Source organism: Aquimarina sp. Aq107 (assembly GCF_943733665.1).
Classification (GTDB): Bacteria; Bacteroidota; Bacteroidia; order Flavobacteriales; family Flavobacteriaceae; genus Aquimarina.
The window spans coordinates 2,124,442-2,140,366 of the sequence record NZ_OX030782.1 but is presented as its reverse complement, the minus strand read 5'-3'; the positions used below and the strand labels follow the sequence as shown (position 1 = coordinate 2,140,366).

General features: G+C 31.3%; 12 protein-coding genes. 5 read left to right on the top strand and 7 right to left on the bottom strand.

What is annotated here, in order from left to right; all coding sequences use genetic code 11:
- Positions 1 to 31 precede the first annotated feature (31 nt).
- Together NMK29_RS08990 and argE are read left to right on the top strand one after the other, a co-directional pair.
- Positions 32 to 1,432 (top strand): YfcC family protein, encoded by a 1,401-nt coding sequence (locus tag NMK29_RS08990; RefSeq protein ID WP_108804215.1) that lies wholly within the window; start codon positions 32 to 34, stop codon positions 1,430 to 1,432.
- A 1-nt stretch (position 1,433) separates the two neighbouring features.
- On the top strand, positions 1,434 to 2,600 hold the full coding sequence (gene argE / locus NMK29_RS08985) for an acetylornithine deacetylase (RefSeq protein ID WP_108804216.1): 1,167 nt from the start codon (positions 1,434 to 1,436) through the stop codon (positions 2,598 to 2,600).
- A 248-nt stretch (positions 2,601 to 2,848) separates the two neighbouring features.
- Here argE and NMK29_RS08980 read toward each other — a convergent pair whose 3' ends face one another.
- Together NMK29_RS08980 and NMK29_RS08975 are read right to left on the bottom strand one after the other, a co-directional pair.
- Positions 2,849 to 3,214 (bottom strand): DUF779 domain-containing protein, encoded by a 366-nt coding sequence (locus NMK29_RS08980; protein ID WP_108804217.1) that lies wholly within the window; start codon positions 3,212 to 3,214, stop codon positions 2,849 to 2,851.
- Position 3,215: 1 nt separating this feature from the next.
- Positions 3,216 to 4,739: an aldehyde dehydrogenase family protein gene (locus NMK29_RS08975; RefSeq protein WP_108804218.1), complete on the bottom strand. Its 1,524-nt coding sequence runs from the start codon at positions 4,737 to 4,739 to the stop codon at positions 3,216 to 3,218.
- Positions 4,740 to 4,928: 189 nt separating this feature from the next.
- Between NMK29_RS08975 and NMK29_RS08970 the strand changes: the two genes are divergently transcribed.
- A complete protein-coding gene (locus NMK29_RS08970; protein WP_108804219.1) occupies positions 4,929 to 5,831 on the top strand; it encodes an AraC family transcriptional regulator in 903 nt (300 codons plus the stop codon).
- Between the two features lie 82 nt (positions 5,832 to 5,913).
- Here the strand turns inward: NMK29_RS08970 and NMK29_RS08965 are convergent, their stop codons facing one another.
- Positions 5,914 to 8,277 carry a TonB-dependent receptor domain-containing protein gene (locus tag NMK29_RS08965; RefSeq protein WP_108804220.1) on the bottom strand — a complete coding sequence of 788 codons (2,364 nt, stop codon included), beginning with the start codon at positions 8,275 to 8,277 and terminating at the stop codon, positions 5,914 to 5,916.
- A 216-nt stretch (positions 8,278 to 8,493) separates the two neighbouring features.
- Between NMK29_RS08965 and NMK29_RS08960 the strand changes: the two genes are divergently transcribed.
- Together NMK29_RS08960 and NMK29_RS08955 are read left to right on the top strand one after the other, a co-directional pair.
- Positions 8,494 to 9,510 carry a sensor histidine kinase gene (locus NMK29_RS08960; RefSeq protein WP_234424295.1) on the top strand — a complete coding sequence of 339 codons (1,017 nt, stop codon included), beginning with the start codon at positions 8,494 to 8,496 and terminating at the stop codon, positions 9,508 to 9,510.
- Positions 9,507 to 10,196: a LytTR family DNA-binding domain-containing protein gene (locus NMK29_RS08955; protein WP_108804222.1), complete on the top strand. Its 690-nt coding sequence runs from the start codon at positions 9,507 to 9,509 to the stop codon at positions 10,194 to 10,196. Before NMK29_RS08960 ends, NMK29_RS08955 begins: the two co-directional genes overlap by 4 nt.
- A gap of 76 nt (positions 10,197 to 10,272) precedes the next feature.
- On the opposite strand, the gene NMK29_RS08950 is transcribed toward NMK29_RS08955, so the two are convergent.
- From NMK29_RS08950 to NMK29_RS08935, 4 genes are all read right to left on the bottom strand, one after another.
- Complete coding sequence (locus tag NMK29_RS08950) at positions 10,273 to 11,670, bottom strand: vanadium-dependent haloperoxidase (RefSeq protein WP_108804223.1); 1,398 nt, start codon at positions 11,668 to 11,670, stop codon at positions 10,273 to 10,275.
- Between the two features lie 190 nt (positions 11,671 to 11,860).
- Positions 11,861 to 14,206 (bottom strand): TonB-dependent siderophore receptor, encoded by a 2,346-nt coding sequence (locus NMK29_RS08945; protein ID WP_159092278.1) that lies wholly within the window; start codon positions 14,204 to 14,206, stop codon positions 11,861 to 11,863.
- A 120-nt stretch (positions 14,207 to 14,326) separates the two neighbouring features.
- Complete coding sequence (locus NMK29_RS08940) at positions 14,327 to 15,250, bottom strand: FecR family protein (protein ID WP_108804225.1); 924 nt, start codon at positions 15,248 to 15,250, stop codon at positions 14,327 to 14,329.
- Positions 15,251 to 15,313: 63 nt separating this feature from the next.
- Positions 15,314 to 15,835, bottom strand: coding sequence for an RNA polymerase sigma factor (locus NMK29_RS08935; RefSeq protein ID WP_108804226.1), 522 nt, complete (start codon positions 15,833 to 15,835; stop codon positions 15,314 to 15,316).
- Positions 15,836 to 15,925: the final 90 nt, after the last annotated feature.

Genomic DNA, 15,925 nt, shown 5'->3' with positions numbered 1-15,925 from the left:
TAGTAAAAATATTGATATCAAGCATCCACAAATGAATACATTAAATTCTCGTTCTTCTATTTTTAAACGAATTCCTCATGCTATCAGCATGTTGTTTGGCATTATTATTCTTGTGACTATTTTAAGCTATTTAATCCCAGCTGGCACCTACGAACGAATTGTTGTTGATGGAAGGAATACTGTTGTTCCTAATTCGTATAAAACTATAGCATCAACACCTGTGGGATTATTAGACATGTTTAAAGCAATTCCACTCGGTTTTAAAGCAGCGGCAGAAATCATTTTTATTGTATTGGCAGGAGCAATAATGTTTGGTTTTATGGATGCATCGAAGGCTGTTGAAAATGCAATCGGGACCTTGGTTAAAAAGTTAGGTCTGAAAAATAAATATTTGATTATTGTTATTATGACTTTTATATATGGTTTACTAGGTGTTACCGTAGGTTATGAGCATAATATTGCAATGGTTCCTATAGCTGCCATTTTAAGTATTGCTTTAGGCGGAGATTTAATTTTAGCAGCAGGTATTTCTGTTGGAGCTATGACAATTGGCTTTGGTTTATCTCCTATAAATCCATACACAGTAGGTACAGGGCATAAAATTGCGCAACTACCTATTTTTTCAGGGGCTTTACTTCGCAGTATGTTTTGCTTAATTGCATTATCTATTATGGCATATTATAATGTGCGTTATTTTAAAAAAATTATAAAACATCCTAATAAAAGTCTAGGTAATGGTTTGAATATTGGAGAGTTGTCATTATCAAAACCTATTTCTGAATATTCAATGAATGGAAAAAATTGGATGGTCATTTCTGTATTCATTATTGGACTTTTAACAATTTTATATGGGGTTTTTAATTTAGATTGGTATATCAATGAGCTATCAGCCATATTTTTGATTATTGCACTTCTTTGTGGATTATTATCTAGAATGAGTACCAACACGATGAGTGAAACTGTTTTAAAATCTGTTAGTCTTGCAGCGCCAGGAGCTTTTATGGTTGGTTTTGCCACATCCATTAAAGTTCTAATGGAAATGGGAAATATAGGTGATACTATTTCATATCAACTTTCCTCTTTATTGGAGGGCTTGCCCTTACACTTGTCAGCGATTTGTATGTCAATTTCTCAATCTGTAATTAATTTTTTCATACCATCTGGAAGTGGTCAGGCATTAGCTACTTTGCCCGTTATGCTGCCCTTAGGAGAATCTTTGGGCCTTAATAGTCAGATTACCATTTTGGCTTTTCAGATAGGTGATGGGTTATCGAATCTTGTTAATCCAACATTAGGAGGACTTATCGCCATGTTAAGCATGTGTCGTGTTCCCATTGATAGATGGATTCGATTTATTTTACCAGTATTGATTATTCTAATCGGGATATCTTTTTTAACATTAACAATTGCAGTAGCCATAAATTATAACTAATATGACCGTTGAAAATATTCTTGCAAAACTCGTTTCATTTCCAGTACTTGGAGGTGAGAGTAATTTAACTATCATTCATTGGATAAAGGATTATATTGAGTCTTTTGATGTTAAAGTAAATCTATTACCCAATGAAGATGGTACTAAAGCTTCATTACACTGTAGAATAGGTCCAGAAATTGATGGTGGTGTAATTCTTTCTGGTCATACGGATGTAGTACCAGTAGAAGGGCAAGAATGGAGTACAGATCCTTTTTTACTTACTGATAAAAATGATGGAAAACTCTATGGTAGAGGTTCTTGTGACATGAAAGGATTTGTAGCTTGTTGTTTAGCTGCATTACCACATATGATAAAAGCTGATCTAAAAAAACCTATCTACTTTGCTTTTTCATATGATGAGGAAATAGGTTGTTTAGCAGGTCCAGCGTTAGCACGTGCTATTAATGATTTTTATAAAGAAAAACCAACATATGCTATTATTGGAGAACCTTCGTCCATGGAACCTATTGTAGGTCAAAAAGGAATTTATATTTTGGAAACTTATGTTAATGGCTCTGCTGGACATAGTAGTCGTATCAAACAAGAAGTGAGTGCTATTCATGAATCTATGCGCCTTGTTCTTTGGCTTGAGAACAGAATGAATCAATTAATAGCTAATAAAAGATTTGATGATCGTTTTCATCCGCCACATTCCACAATTCATGTTGGTTTGATGCGTGGAGGTATAGCTCCAAATGTAATTGCTGATAAATCCTATTTTTATTGGGATTTACGAGTTATTCCTATGGATGAGGTAGACACTATTATTAGTGATTTTGAATCATATTGTAGAGAACGGGAAAAAGAACTACAAGAAGTTTTTCCCGATTTTTCAATAAAAACTATTGAAAATCATCCACCAGTACCGTTTTTGGATACAGATGCTAAAGCTGATGTAGTAGAATTGGTTAAGAGAATATCCGGAAACTCAGAATTAAATACTGTTGCATATGCATCTGAAGCTGGGCAATTCGCTAATGAAGGTTTTCAGTCAGTAATTTGTGGACCTGGATCTATTGAACAAGCACATAGAGCCAATGAATATATAGAATTAGAACAATTGGAAAAAGGAATGGAAATGATTAATAAATTGATCACTGAATTGTCCGTAGGTAATTATACTTAAATATTATTGAAGTTTATTTTAAAATCATCCTAAATATTCTATTTAGCTCATTTTTAATAAAATAAGTATTGGTTAATGAAGTTGTTGTTTAACTAAAATCTATTGAACCTGATCTAAAATGCGCTAGTATTTATTTGATAGAACAACAATAGTTAAAGGATAATTAATAAGAATTTTTATAAATTAATAGTGATAAGGTTGTGAAAAAGTAATGTTTCACAACCTTATTACTTAGATTGCTAAAGAAATTAGGAGGCAGTAGTATTTAAAGCATCTATTTCTTCTTCTGTGAAAATTCGAGATTTGATAATAAATCGAATACCTAGGGGAATTTCTAAAGAAAAACTAGAACCTCTACCTTTTACGATATCTACCTTTAGTTGCGTATGTTTCCAATATTCAAATTGATCTTTTGACATATAGAATTCACAATCATGAATAGTTCCCATATATATATCGGAATCATTGATCATTAATTCTCCTTTAGGAAAACACATGGGAGAGGAGCCATCACAGCAACCACCACTTTGATGAAACATAAGTGGACCATGTTTTTCCCTTAAGGTATCTATAACCTGTATAGCTTGTTTTGTTATTAATACACGTTCTATCATATTAGAAAAAACCTAAAGCATTTTTATCGTGTGAAATGAGCATGTTTTTTGTCTGTCGATAATGATTAAGCATCATTTTATGGGTTTCTCGACCAATACCAGACTTTTTATAACCTCCGAAAGGAGCGTGTGCAGGATATAGATGATAACAGTTTACCCAAACACGTCCTGCTTGCACTTTTCTAGAAATTTGATAAGCTTGATGAGTATCTCTTGTCCAAACACCAGCACCAAGACCATAGAGAGTATCATTCGCTATTTCCAATGCTTCGGCTTCATCTTTAAAAGTGGTAACACAAGCTACAGGTCCAAAGATTTCTTCCTGAAATACGCGCATTTTGTTATTCCCTTTTAATAATGTAGGTTGTACATAGTATCCGCTTTCAAGCCCTTCGTTATAAGCAGCTTCTCCACCAGTTAATACCTCACAACCTTCATCTTTTCCTATATTTATATAATTTAATATTTTTTCAAATTGATCGTTAGAAGCTTGTGCACCCATCATAGTTGTCGGATCTAGAGGATGTCCTAATTTTATTGCTTCTACTCGTTCTACCACACGTTCTATAAATTGATCATAGATACTTTCTTGAATTAATATTCTTGAAGGACAGGTACATACTTCTCCCTGATTTAAAGCAAACATGACTGCTCCTTCTATACATTTATCAAAAAACTCATCATCAGCATCCATAATACTTTCGAAAAAGATATTTGGACTTTTTCCGCCTAACTCTAAAGTTACAGGTATAATGTTTTTACTTGCATATTGCATAATTAGCTGTCCTGTAGTCGTTTCTCCGGTAAATGCTATTTTATTAATTCTAGAATTGGATGCCAAAGGTTTTCCTGCCTCAATACCGAACCCATTTACTACATTTAATACACCATCAGGGAGTATACCTTCGATTAATTCCATAAGAATCATTACACCTACCGGTGTTTGTTCTGCTGGTTTTAGTACGACACAATTACCCGCAGCTAATGCAGGAGCGACTTTCCAAGTAGCCATAAGAATCGGAAAATTCCAAGGTATTATTTGCCCAACTACGCCTAGTGGTTCCTTTATATTCATAGAAATAGTAGTTGAGTCCAACTCACTTACAGTACCTTCTTCTGCACGAATTACACCCGCAAAATATCTAAAATGGTCTATTGCTAATGGTAAATCTGCAACCATTGTTTCTCGAAGTGCTTTACCATTATCCCAAGTTTCTGCTCGAGCTAAAACCTCCAGATTTTGTTCCATAACATCTGCAATTTTTAAAAGCATGTTGCTGCGCTCGGTTACGGAACTATTGTTCCAAGAAGGTGCTGCTTGCCAAGCCGCATCTATTGCTAATTCTATATCCTCTGATGTCGATCTAGCTATCTTTGTGAAATTATTACCATCAACAGGTGATACATTGTCAAAATATTCACCTTTTACTGGTGGTGTCCACTTACCACCAATATAATTATCATATTGATTTTTGAATTGTGGTTTTGAAAAAGCCTTTTTCTCGTTTGTACTTACGTTGTCCATATTAAAAAAATTAAGATTATTTGCGAATTTTTTCACAAGGTACTTGGATGGAAGCCTAAATGTTTGAACGATTCTATGAACCTTATGAACAATCCTATTAAAACACTAAGTATCAATGAAAAATTAGTATATTTAATTCCATATAATCATTATTATTATTAAAATATTGTTAAATACTCAATATTTATTATGCTGCTATCAAATTCTTTTTATGAGTCAAGAAAATTGGTTGATTTAGTAGAAAATCAAACTTCTTATGTTTTGGAAGATTCTGCTATGCATATTTTTGAAACACATTCAAGAGCAGAAATGGTACAACTTCAATTTACAACTCCGGTTCTGGCGAGTATGTTTAAAGGTAAAAAAGTGATGCATTTACGAGATAACCCTTGCTTCGAGTTTTTACCTGGTGAATCTTTAATACTTCCTGCTAATGAGCTCATGAGTATTGACTTTCCTGAAGCTAGAGTTGATAACCCGACACGTTGTTTGGCGATGGAAATAGGAGAGGAGCGATTGAAGAATATTATAGATTTGATGAATGAATCTATGACCAAACCAGATGGAAAGGAGTGGAAGCTTATGGATTATAATTTCCACTTTACTAATGATCATAGTATTTATAGAATTTTACAACGTTTAGTGTATCTATACACAGAAAATCATCCGGCAAAAGATTCTTTTGTATCTAATATGATTCAAGAATTAGTCATTAGAATTCTACAGGTAAATACTCGTAAAACCTATAGAACTAAAACTAAAGAATTATCAAATGATTATCGATTGGCTTATGTCGTTCAATACATTCGTGATAATATATGCAATCCGTTAACAATAAAAGAATTAAGCAAAGAAGCTTGTATGAGTGAAAGTCATTTTTATAAAGTTTTTAAACAGGAAATGGGTATTTCTCCTACTGATTTTATAAATGAAGAACGTGTCCAGAAGGCAACACAATTACTCGCTGATCCAGTGTATAACCTAAAAGAAGTGTTTTTGGCATGTGGCTTTACCAATCGTTCGTATTTTAATCGTATGTTTAAAAGGATTAAGGGAATTAACCCTAGTAATTATAGAAATCGTTTTGCCTAACTTTTTGGAACCTATTTTTCTGAAGTTTTAGCTATATTCTTTTTGGAATTATTACTGTTCCTAAAGGTAATAAAAGGAATATCTATCTTCTGCGTCCAGAATAAGTTACTGCTTCTCCTTTACCAAAAGCGTAGCTTAATCCAAATGTAAAAAAGCGTCCACGTTGTCCAAAATTATAGGTTTCGAAAGTAGGTTGATTTACAAAATTTTCCTGAATTCTAGAAGCAAAAACATCTCGAATACCAAGATTAGCAACTATTTTTCCTTTTAATATTTTTTTACGCATTCCAAGATCTAGAAAGGCAAACCCACTTTGTTTTCCTTGTACAGTTTCGAAATCTGAACGATAATTTCCATTGATTTCTAAATCGATATCAGCAGGTAACCCTAGTTTTGTACCTAATCTGGTGGACCATTGATTTCCGTTAAAATCAAATACCTGATCTTCAAAAGTTCCTTTACGATCAAAATAGTTGAAATTAAAATCTCCTGTAAAAGTTAACCATTTCGTAGGGCTATATTTCCCATTTGTTTCAAAACCTATGGATGAATTCGTTCCTATATTTTCTGGAGTACTAAAATTTACATTATCAATAAACGTTGATACTCTTTCTACAACGTCTGTTGTATAACGATGATAAAGGCTAGAACTCAAACTAGCTTTTCCTATTTTATATATGCTAGTTAGTTCATAAGAATTAGTGAATTCTGGTTGTAGTTCTGGGTTCCCTGTTCTAATATTAAAATTATTTCGGATATTAAAGAAAGGATTTAAATCTCTTAATCGAGGTCTAAAAATTCTTTTTGAGTAACCAGCCTGAAGTGAAATTTTATCGCTTATCTTATAAGATGTATGAAAACTTGGAAAAAAATTAGTAAAATTTCGTGAGCTGCCCTCATTCGTATTTGCTAATAATGTTTCTAAATCAGTATTCTCTATTCGCAAACCTCCTTTAACCCCCCAAATATCATTTTCATATGATAAAGTGGCATAAACACCTAATACCTTTTGTATCCATTCAAAATCATTGGTAAGACTTTCATTAATAACATATTCTCCATCAATTAAATCTTCAACTTCAAAATCATTACCTACATCATTTATAACATACTGAGCTCCTGTTTCGATACTGTATTCCTCAGTTAATGGATTTGTGTAATCCGCCTTAAACGTAAAGTCTGCTTGTTGATAATCAGTAGCAGTACGTTGGTTACTGTCAACATTTTCTCCTTCTATTGTGGTATCCGCAAATAAAGAAGATTGGTCTTTTCCAAAGAAACTTCCCAAAGCGCTTAATTGAAAAGTGTGATCTTTATTGTTTTTAAACTGTTTTTTCCAATTAAACTCATACTGCCATTTGGGATTTGTTGCATCAGTAGTTTCATTACGGACCCATTGTGATACTAATGTATTATCACCATCAAAAAAGCGGAAATTGGTTTCAGAAGGTTGATCTTCTATTTCATAAGCAAAATTTCCGGAAAGTGTTAACACATTATATTCATTAAGATGATAGTCTGTTCCTAAAGTTATATTGAAGAAAGTCTCATTTCTAAAATTTTCACCTTCACTAAAAATAACTTCATTATTTTCTAAATTACGGTTGATTGCTTCATTATCTCTTGGTAATGATCGATAGCCTGCACCGATCTGGGTAAATAGATTAAACTTTTCTGTTCTACGATTAAGACTAACCCCTACATTATGATTATCGGGAATTCCTGTATTAAGTGAAATGGAGCCATTCCATCCCTTTTTTTCTTCTTTTTTCAGTATGATATTTAATATTCCTGAAGTACCAGAGGCTTCATACTTAGCAGAAGGATTTGTAATTACTTCAATACTTTGAATCATATCAGCAGTAATGGTTCCTAAGGCATTGCTAGATTCATCTGCTAGGACTGATGGTTTTCCATTTATTAAGATCTGAACACCTCCAGTTCCTCGAAGGCTTATCTCTCCCTCGATGTTAACATTCACAGAAGGTACATTATTTAATACTTCTAATGCACTTGCACCTGCTGTACTTAAATCTTTTCCGACATTAAATACACGTTTATCAAGTTTAAATTCTGTTTTAGATACTTCGCCTCGAACAACAACTTCGTCCAATGTTTCGCTATCTTGATATAGTTTAACTTTGCCAAGACTAACTCTATTTTCTATTGTTTCAAAGGTTCGCAGTTGAAGCGTTTTGAATCCTATAAAGCTGATTTCGATATAGAAATTATCTGCTGTAGTGTTTATCTCGAAAGTTCCATTGTCATTAGTAATTGCCCCAGAAATAGTGGCTTTAGAATTTGTGTCATTTAGAACAATCGTAGCATAGGGTATAGGCTGGCCTGTTTCTGCTTCCACTAATGTGCCAGAAATTAGTATTTCCTTATTTTGGGCCCAGATTGTAGCCGTAAAAAAAAGTAAGATTATAAAAACCCGATTGTTCATTGTATGCTTTATTATATTTTGATTTTTCAAAGGAAAGAAGATGAGTTGTTTTTTAAAAATTTACTTGGGTAAACAACTATTATAATCCTATAAACGACATGATTGTTATTAACAGCAATAGATTTGTCGTTTGCGGTATTGATTTAGTGGATTAGGTGCAATATTATATAGTTAGAAAATCAATAAACTATATTTGTTGTACAGTTTTTAGATATTGTGAAAAACACACTATTACATAAAGAGGTTTGGTTCCAAGTGATATTACACATTGTAGTATTTATTTTCTATTCTTTTGACCGCCGTAATCCAGAAATACAATTCTATCAATTTGTGTTTTTTTTGAATTTTGTAACTGCTGGTCTTATCATCAATTATGTACTTCTTCCAAGATTTTTATATCCTGGAGCATATTTAAAGTTTATTTTGTTTTTTAGTTTAGTTGTGACGGGAGTAATTTTTGTTGAAGAATCTATATTAGAAAAGATATATTTTCCGGATACTCGTGGAGCTAAGTTTTTAGGCGTAATATATAACCTAATGAGTACATTGCCTACGTTGTCTGTATTGGCAGGGTTTAAATTTGGATGGGATGCACTTATCAAGCAGCGAGAAGTTAAAGAATTAAAGGATTCTGTAAAAGAGAGTGAACTTCAATTTTTGAAATCACAGATTAATCCTCACTTCCTTTTTAATAATATGAATAATTTATACTCATATGCAATTGAAAAATCTCCTCGTACACCAGAATTGATCTTGGAATTATCAGGCGTACTACGATATATGCTTTATGAATGTAAAGCAAAATATGTTTCTCTTTCTAAAGAAGTAGAACAATTAGAAAACTTTATCAATTTAGGACGATTACAAATAGAAGGGCGAGGCACAGTTACGCTATCTAAAGATATTGAACGAGCAAATTTTTGGATAGCTCCATTGATATTGATCGTTTTTGTTGAGAATGCTCTAAAACACGGTAGTTCTAGTCAGACCGATGGGATCATAATAAATATGGATATTAGGGTAACACGTGATGGAATACTTTATTTTAATTGTTCTAATACATATAAAAACCAGACTAATACTAATAATTTAGATAGTGGAATTGGTTTAGAAAATGTAAAAAAACGATTAGATATATTATACCCAAAGGCACATGAATTACATATTAATAGCGATAAAGATATGTATGAAGTTCAGTTAATGATCGATCTAAAAAAGTCCAAAGAACCATGAATTGCATCATTATAGAAGATCAATTACCGGCGCAACGTATTCTAAAAAAGTATATAGAAGATATGGGTACCCTAAAACTCATGGGAACCTTTACAGATGCTATTGAAGCTATGCAACTAATGAAGTCTACTAAGGTAGATGTTATTTTTTTAGACATACATTTACCTAAGATTTCGGGAATTGACTTTTTAAAAACACTCTCTAATCCACCTCAAGTTATTCTTACTACAGCGTTTTCGGATTATGCTTTGGAGAGTTATGAGTTTGATGTCGTGGATTATTTGTTAAAACCGTTTTCTTTTCAAAGGTTTATAAAAGCTGTTTCCAAAGTAGAAAGTAAAAAGCAAGAGTTTTCTTTAGATACGAATACTGAAGAAATTACGGAAGTCTATGCGAAAATTGGTTTCGATCATGTACGAATCCTTATTGCCGACATTACATATATTATATCCGACACGGATTATACAGAAATTCATTTAAAAGATAAAAAACTCGTGTCTTCGGAGACTTTACGTTATTGGGAAGAACTTTTACCTCCTAAAAAGTTTATGAGAGTACACAAATCTTATATTATTAATACTTCAAAAATTGAAAAATTCTCTGGTAATCAGATATATCTAATTGGTCAAAAGATAATTCCTTTAGGTAGGGCCTATAAAAGTAATTTCACAAAAAAAATCCTGTAGAAATACATCTACAGGACCAAATCAACTCTAAAAAAAACATCAATCTGCTTTGGGGTAATCAATTAAAATTAACTGCTTATTGCAGGTTTATGCTATTTACTGCATCAGAAATTTCATAACCTAATCGTAAACCTTCAATTGCATCTTGTTCTATATGAACACCTAGTGGGACACGTGAATAAGCATTTTCGGTAGCCATTTCAGTGAATGAAGTAAAACTTCTTGGCGTTCCGTTAAAATCTATATCTGTAAAGTCACTATAAGTTCTATCTGTAAAATTAACACTATCCGATCCAAAGAATGCTATAAATACTCCAGCACCTGCACCTGCAAAAGTAGCGTGACCAGAAGGGTAACTTGGGAAAGCTGGATTCGTTTCTTCTATAAACTTAGACAAGTTAGAAGTAAAATCTTCATCAATATACTCCCAAATATAATTACTCGGACGCTCTATGTTATATGTGTATTTGTCATCCCAGGCGGAAACAGCAGCATCATTTATTGCAAAACCAAGTCTTAATAAAAGTTCTAACGCTCTATCATAAGCTAAATCATTTTGCTCTATTAATTGATTGGCAATAGAAAACTGTCTTCCTGGAGGACTTATCATAAGACCTTCAACATCATCCGCCCAAAATTCTGCGATCCATAAATTTTCATTATTATCAGTGGCAGCAGTAGTGGTAGTTTCATATACCTCATTCATTTGTTGGTAATAATCACTTGATGGATTAGTACTGTGCTGTAATACAGAAGAAAACGCTACACTACTTGATTCTTCTGGTGTTATCGCAAACGTTCTAACTTCTCTCCAATATGGAAACCATGCATCTTCATTTTCATTAGCAGCCCATAAACCTACGCCAACTGGAGCTATATAATCTTGAGGAGTTGGATTTTGTATTTGTTCTTCACCATCTTGATCAGTTTCGCTATAAGCGATAACTCTCTGTGCAACGTGTCTTCCCCAAGTTTCTGAATTTTCTATTTCAGTATCAGAAAGTCCTTCGGTTAATTCTGCTTCTTTTTCTTCTTGAAAATCAGAAATTCTTTGTCTTACACCAGTTTCTAAATTAATCATAAAATGATCTATGGCTAATGCATAAGCAGTGTTTAAAGCAAGTTTTAGATCTACATCATCTTCAAGAGCATTTGTGTTAATATTGAAGTTATTAAATCTGTCTGTATTGGATGAGTAATTATCCATAAAAGGAACAGCTGTTTCGTAACCAGTTAAATGAATATACGCTAAAGATCGAGTTACTGTATTTGGTCTCATACTTTCTGTAAATTGATCTATTGAAACCCATAAATTACTCCATTCTGTTATAAGTTCTGTTGTTTCATCCGTTAACTCAACATCGATGCCAGGAGAATCTATATCATCTATAAAATCATCATCTTTACTACATGATTGAAAAATGAATATCCCTGCTATTAAAAGTGTTGAAAATTTTAAATTCTTTATTTTCATAATTTTTGGTATTAATAAATTTCACAATAAAAGCACTATCAAAAAGTACAATGTGCTTGTTTATGTGTAATACGTATGAGTCATATTTTTACCCAACCTTTTTTTTGAAAAAAATATTATATGATTGTTTTTTTTAGAAATTTTTAAACTCAAAACACTGTTTATCAGTAACTTATGTTGTTTTAAGTAATTAAAAAAATAAATTAACCTGAAGGTTAGGAGAGAAGTTACTTGCCTTTCTAAATGTATTTTCTGTCGTGTTTTGAAAAACGTTTACTGTATTATCCTGATCATATACATTAAGGATAGATAAACCAATAACAGTTTTAAAGTTTCTTGATGGATTATAAAATGTATATGAAGAAGAAAAATCTAATTGATGTAATGCATCAAATCGATCAGAGGAGATAGGGTTTTGATTATTTCCAGAATCTGATTCTTCAGAAAAAATGACTGGCATTCCAGAAAAATACCCCCAAGAAATTGCAAATTTCCATTTTTTAAGATTTAGTAAACCAGTTAGATTTATGATATGCCTTTGATCAAAGAAAGCATCTATTTTCCTATTATTAAAATCGGTTTCAGTTTTACTCAATGCATAACTTATCCAGGTTTCTAATTTACGCCATCTTTTTTTTACAAATATATTTGCTCCAATACTAGAAATATTTCCAAGATTATCATTAGACTTATTAGTGATACCCTCAGTTTTTTTATAATACAGCTCTAAATCTATTAACCATTTAGATTTATCAAGAACACCACCTAACATTGTTTGTATTCCTTTTTGCGTCATTATATCATCATTAGGCAAAAACCATAATTGATTGGTAATATTAAAATCATCAAAATCATTATTTAATTTTTTTTGAATGAATTGATTTGATGTTCCTAAGGAAGATTTTAGATACAAGTTTTTATTTATAGAGTAACTCGCCAATAACCTTGGATTTATGTATAACTTATTTAAAGGTGCATAGTAATTATTATGAAATCCAAAGTTAACATTCAATTTTTCATTCCAATTTTTTTGGAGAGACACATAGGTGGAGTGAACTATGGCATCTTGTCTTCTTTCAGAATCGATACCATTTTCTTCTTCAATTTCGTTACTAATCAATTTATGCTCGGTTAAGGTATATCCTGCTTCTAAAGATGTATTCTGATTGTAATTGTAAATAATTTCAGTAATTAACCGAGTATCAGAAATTACATTATCAAATTTTTCTCTACTGGATCTTTCTTCTAATACAAAACCTTCACTAAGGCTAATAAGATTCATATTAGATTTACTAACTCTTAATTCAGTTGTAAGCTTTTCAGAGAAATAAGCTTTCCATTTTCCTGTAACACCCCAATTATCTAGTTCTAAATCTCTAAAATCAACTTGATCATTATTCCCTGTGTTTTTTATTTCCGCAGATAAGTTATTTTGAATATTTATAAAACTTAAAGAAGTTGTATGTTTATCATTAATCTTATAATTTAACTTAGCATTCATGTCTAAAAAATCAATTTTAAAGTCTGAAGAAGTATTAACTTCATCTGCAATAGACTCTAATCTACTACCTTGAAAAATTAAGTTCGAAATAGCCTCTAATTTTGGAGATTGAAAACTTGGGTAACTTGTCCTAAAAGCAGCAGAAAAAGATAGCTTATCTTCTATAAGCTTAGCTTTAACCGTTGCTCCTGCAAATAGCGTATTTATAGCAACTTCATATTTAGTGGTATTTGGAATTTTATTACTTGTTGTCATATCAATAAGTCCTCCAACACGACCACCAAATTTTACAGGTAACATATTTCTTTGAACTTCAACATTAGTAATAACAGCTGTATTATAAGGAGAAATTGCTCCTAAAAAATGCCCTGAATGATATATAGGGATGTCATCTATCTGAACAAGATTTTGATCATACGTGTTCCCTCTAAAATTAAGATTTCCAGATTTCCCACTTGGAGAATGTATTCCAGAAATATTATTTATAACATTAAAAATATCGCCATCAGTTTCTCCTGCTAATAAACCTAAGGATTCTGTGTTAATTTGTAAACTATGGTCACTAACGTTAGCATCAATACCTTTTGTTAGGTAACCACTTAAAATAATTTCATTAAGATGAAATTGCTTTTTTAATAAATTTACTTTTTTTATTCTTATTAAATCACTGGCTTTTATGCGTATACTCTCATACGAATAATTAAGAATATGGATAGAATCTAAAGGGAATATATCATTTAAGATAAACATATTATCCTCGGCAAGAAGATATTCTATTGGTTCTTCATTGATCTGATATTCTAGGGAAGATATGTGTTCATTATTTTCATTATCAAATACTTCGAATGTAATGTTCTTTCTTATTGGTAATACTATATAGTTAGAAGTATTTTGGTTTGTAAATTTTACAGGGACCATTTTTTCTATTACTAAGATACAATCTTTAATATCTTGACAATCAATATTTTGTTCTAAAAAAACACCATCAAAAAAAGTATGGTTGTAGGAAAAACTTATTCCAAATTTTTGTTCCAACTGTTCTAGTTTATCCGAAAACTTAATGAGATTATTTGTTTGTGCAGTAGAATTAGTAACTAAACAAAACCATAAAGTGAATAAAAAAAGATAATATGAGAACCGCCTCAAATTCATGTATTATTTTATTAGCACAACATTATTATCATCTATACTATATTCAATCTCCATAGAACTAAATAAAGTTTCTAAAGCAGTTTTTAAATCTTTGTGAGTTATAGTACCTGTAAATTGTAAATTCTCATATTTTTTAGGTAATTCTATTTTTGTTTGGTAGTACTTTTCTAGATCAACGACAATTTCCGATAAAACGACTTGATTATATTTACTATAACCATCGATCCATTCAGGTTTTTTTGTAGTATGAGAGTTACTAGATAATTTATTTTCTTTTGCAGATATAGATTCTCCTTTTATTAGTATTTTTTGTTCCTTATTATAGGTAACATTTACTTTTCCTTCATAGCATTTAACTTCAAATATTTTGTTAGTTGCATTTACATTAAATTGGGTTCCTAGTACTTTAATACTTCCAACTTTAGTAATCACCGTAAAAGAGCTTCCTTTTACAACATCAAAAAAAGCTTGTCCTTTTAAGTATACAGTTCTATTATTAGTCCAATCTTTTTCATTGTAGGATATTGTTGACATTGCATCCATAGTAATTTGCGAACCACCAGGAAGTTTTATTGTTTTTGATTCTGCTATTAATGTATCAATCGTTATGGTTTGATTAGATAAATAGTTCCAAGAAAAATATCCTCCCATAATCAATATCGCAATACTAGCAGCAATACTAAGCCATTTACTTGTTTTATTCTGTTTCGGAGGAGGAGAAGAGATAACGAATTTTTTGCGTTTTTTAAGATCCTCTAGACCAGCTTCGGTATCAAATTTTTTTACTTGCCAAGTATCAATGTCATCTAGAACTACTTTTAATTCATCTAATTCTCCAGAGGCATCCAATTCTTCTTTTTCGTCTTTATTTAAACGATTATCTAACCATCTGGCGATTAAATTGTCTTTAGTAAATTTATTTTCCACGCTTAAATGTTTTTGATTACAATCGCTTTATATACGTTTTGATTTTTAAATTACCCAACCCGATTATATATTATGTTTTTGTAATTCTGTTATCTCTTTAAGTTTAACCAACGCTTTAGCAATTCTTTTTTCTACTGCTGTTTGACTAATTTCTAATTTTAGCGCAATTTCTTTAAAAGTAAGTTTTTCGATTCTATTTAATAAAAAAGCTTCTCTTTGCTTTTCTGGTAGAGCAGAAATAGTAGCTTCTATTTTTTGTCTAAATTCTTTAGTTCTTAAATGAAAATAAGGGTCCTCATTGTCCATTATTGAAGAACTATTTTTTTCAAATTTTAAAACGACTTTTTTAGATCTTAAAGAATCGATGTATAAATTTTTTGATACTGTATATAGAAAACCAACTGCCTTTTCAAAAATAATTGTTTTACACTTAGCCCATAGTTTAATAAATGATTCTTGTACAATATCCTCAGCCTGATCTAAATCTCCAAACTTAAAATAGAGATGATTTCTAAGGCTTTCAGCGTGAGTTTTATACAATGTATTATACACCTGTTCCTCGCAAACTGAGAAAGATTTATCCATCGGTTTCAATTAATTATAGGTAAATATATAATAAATTGTTAAAGGAATTTAATTTTATAAAAACAATCAAATACTATACTTTCATATTTC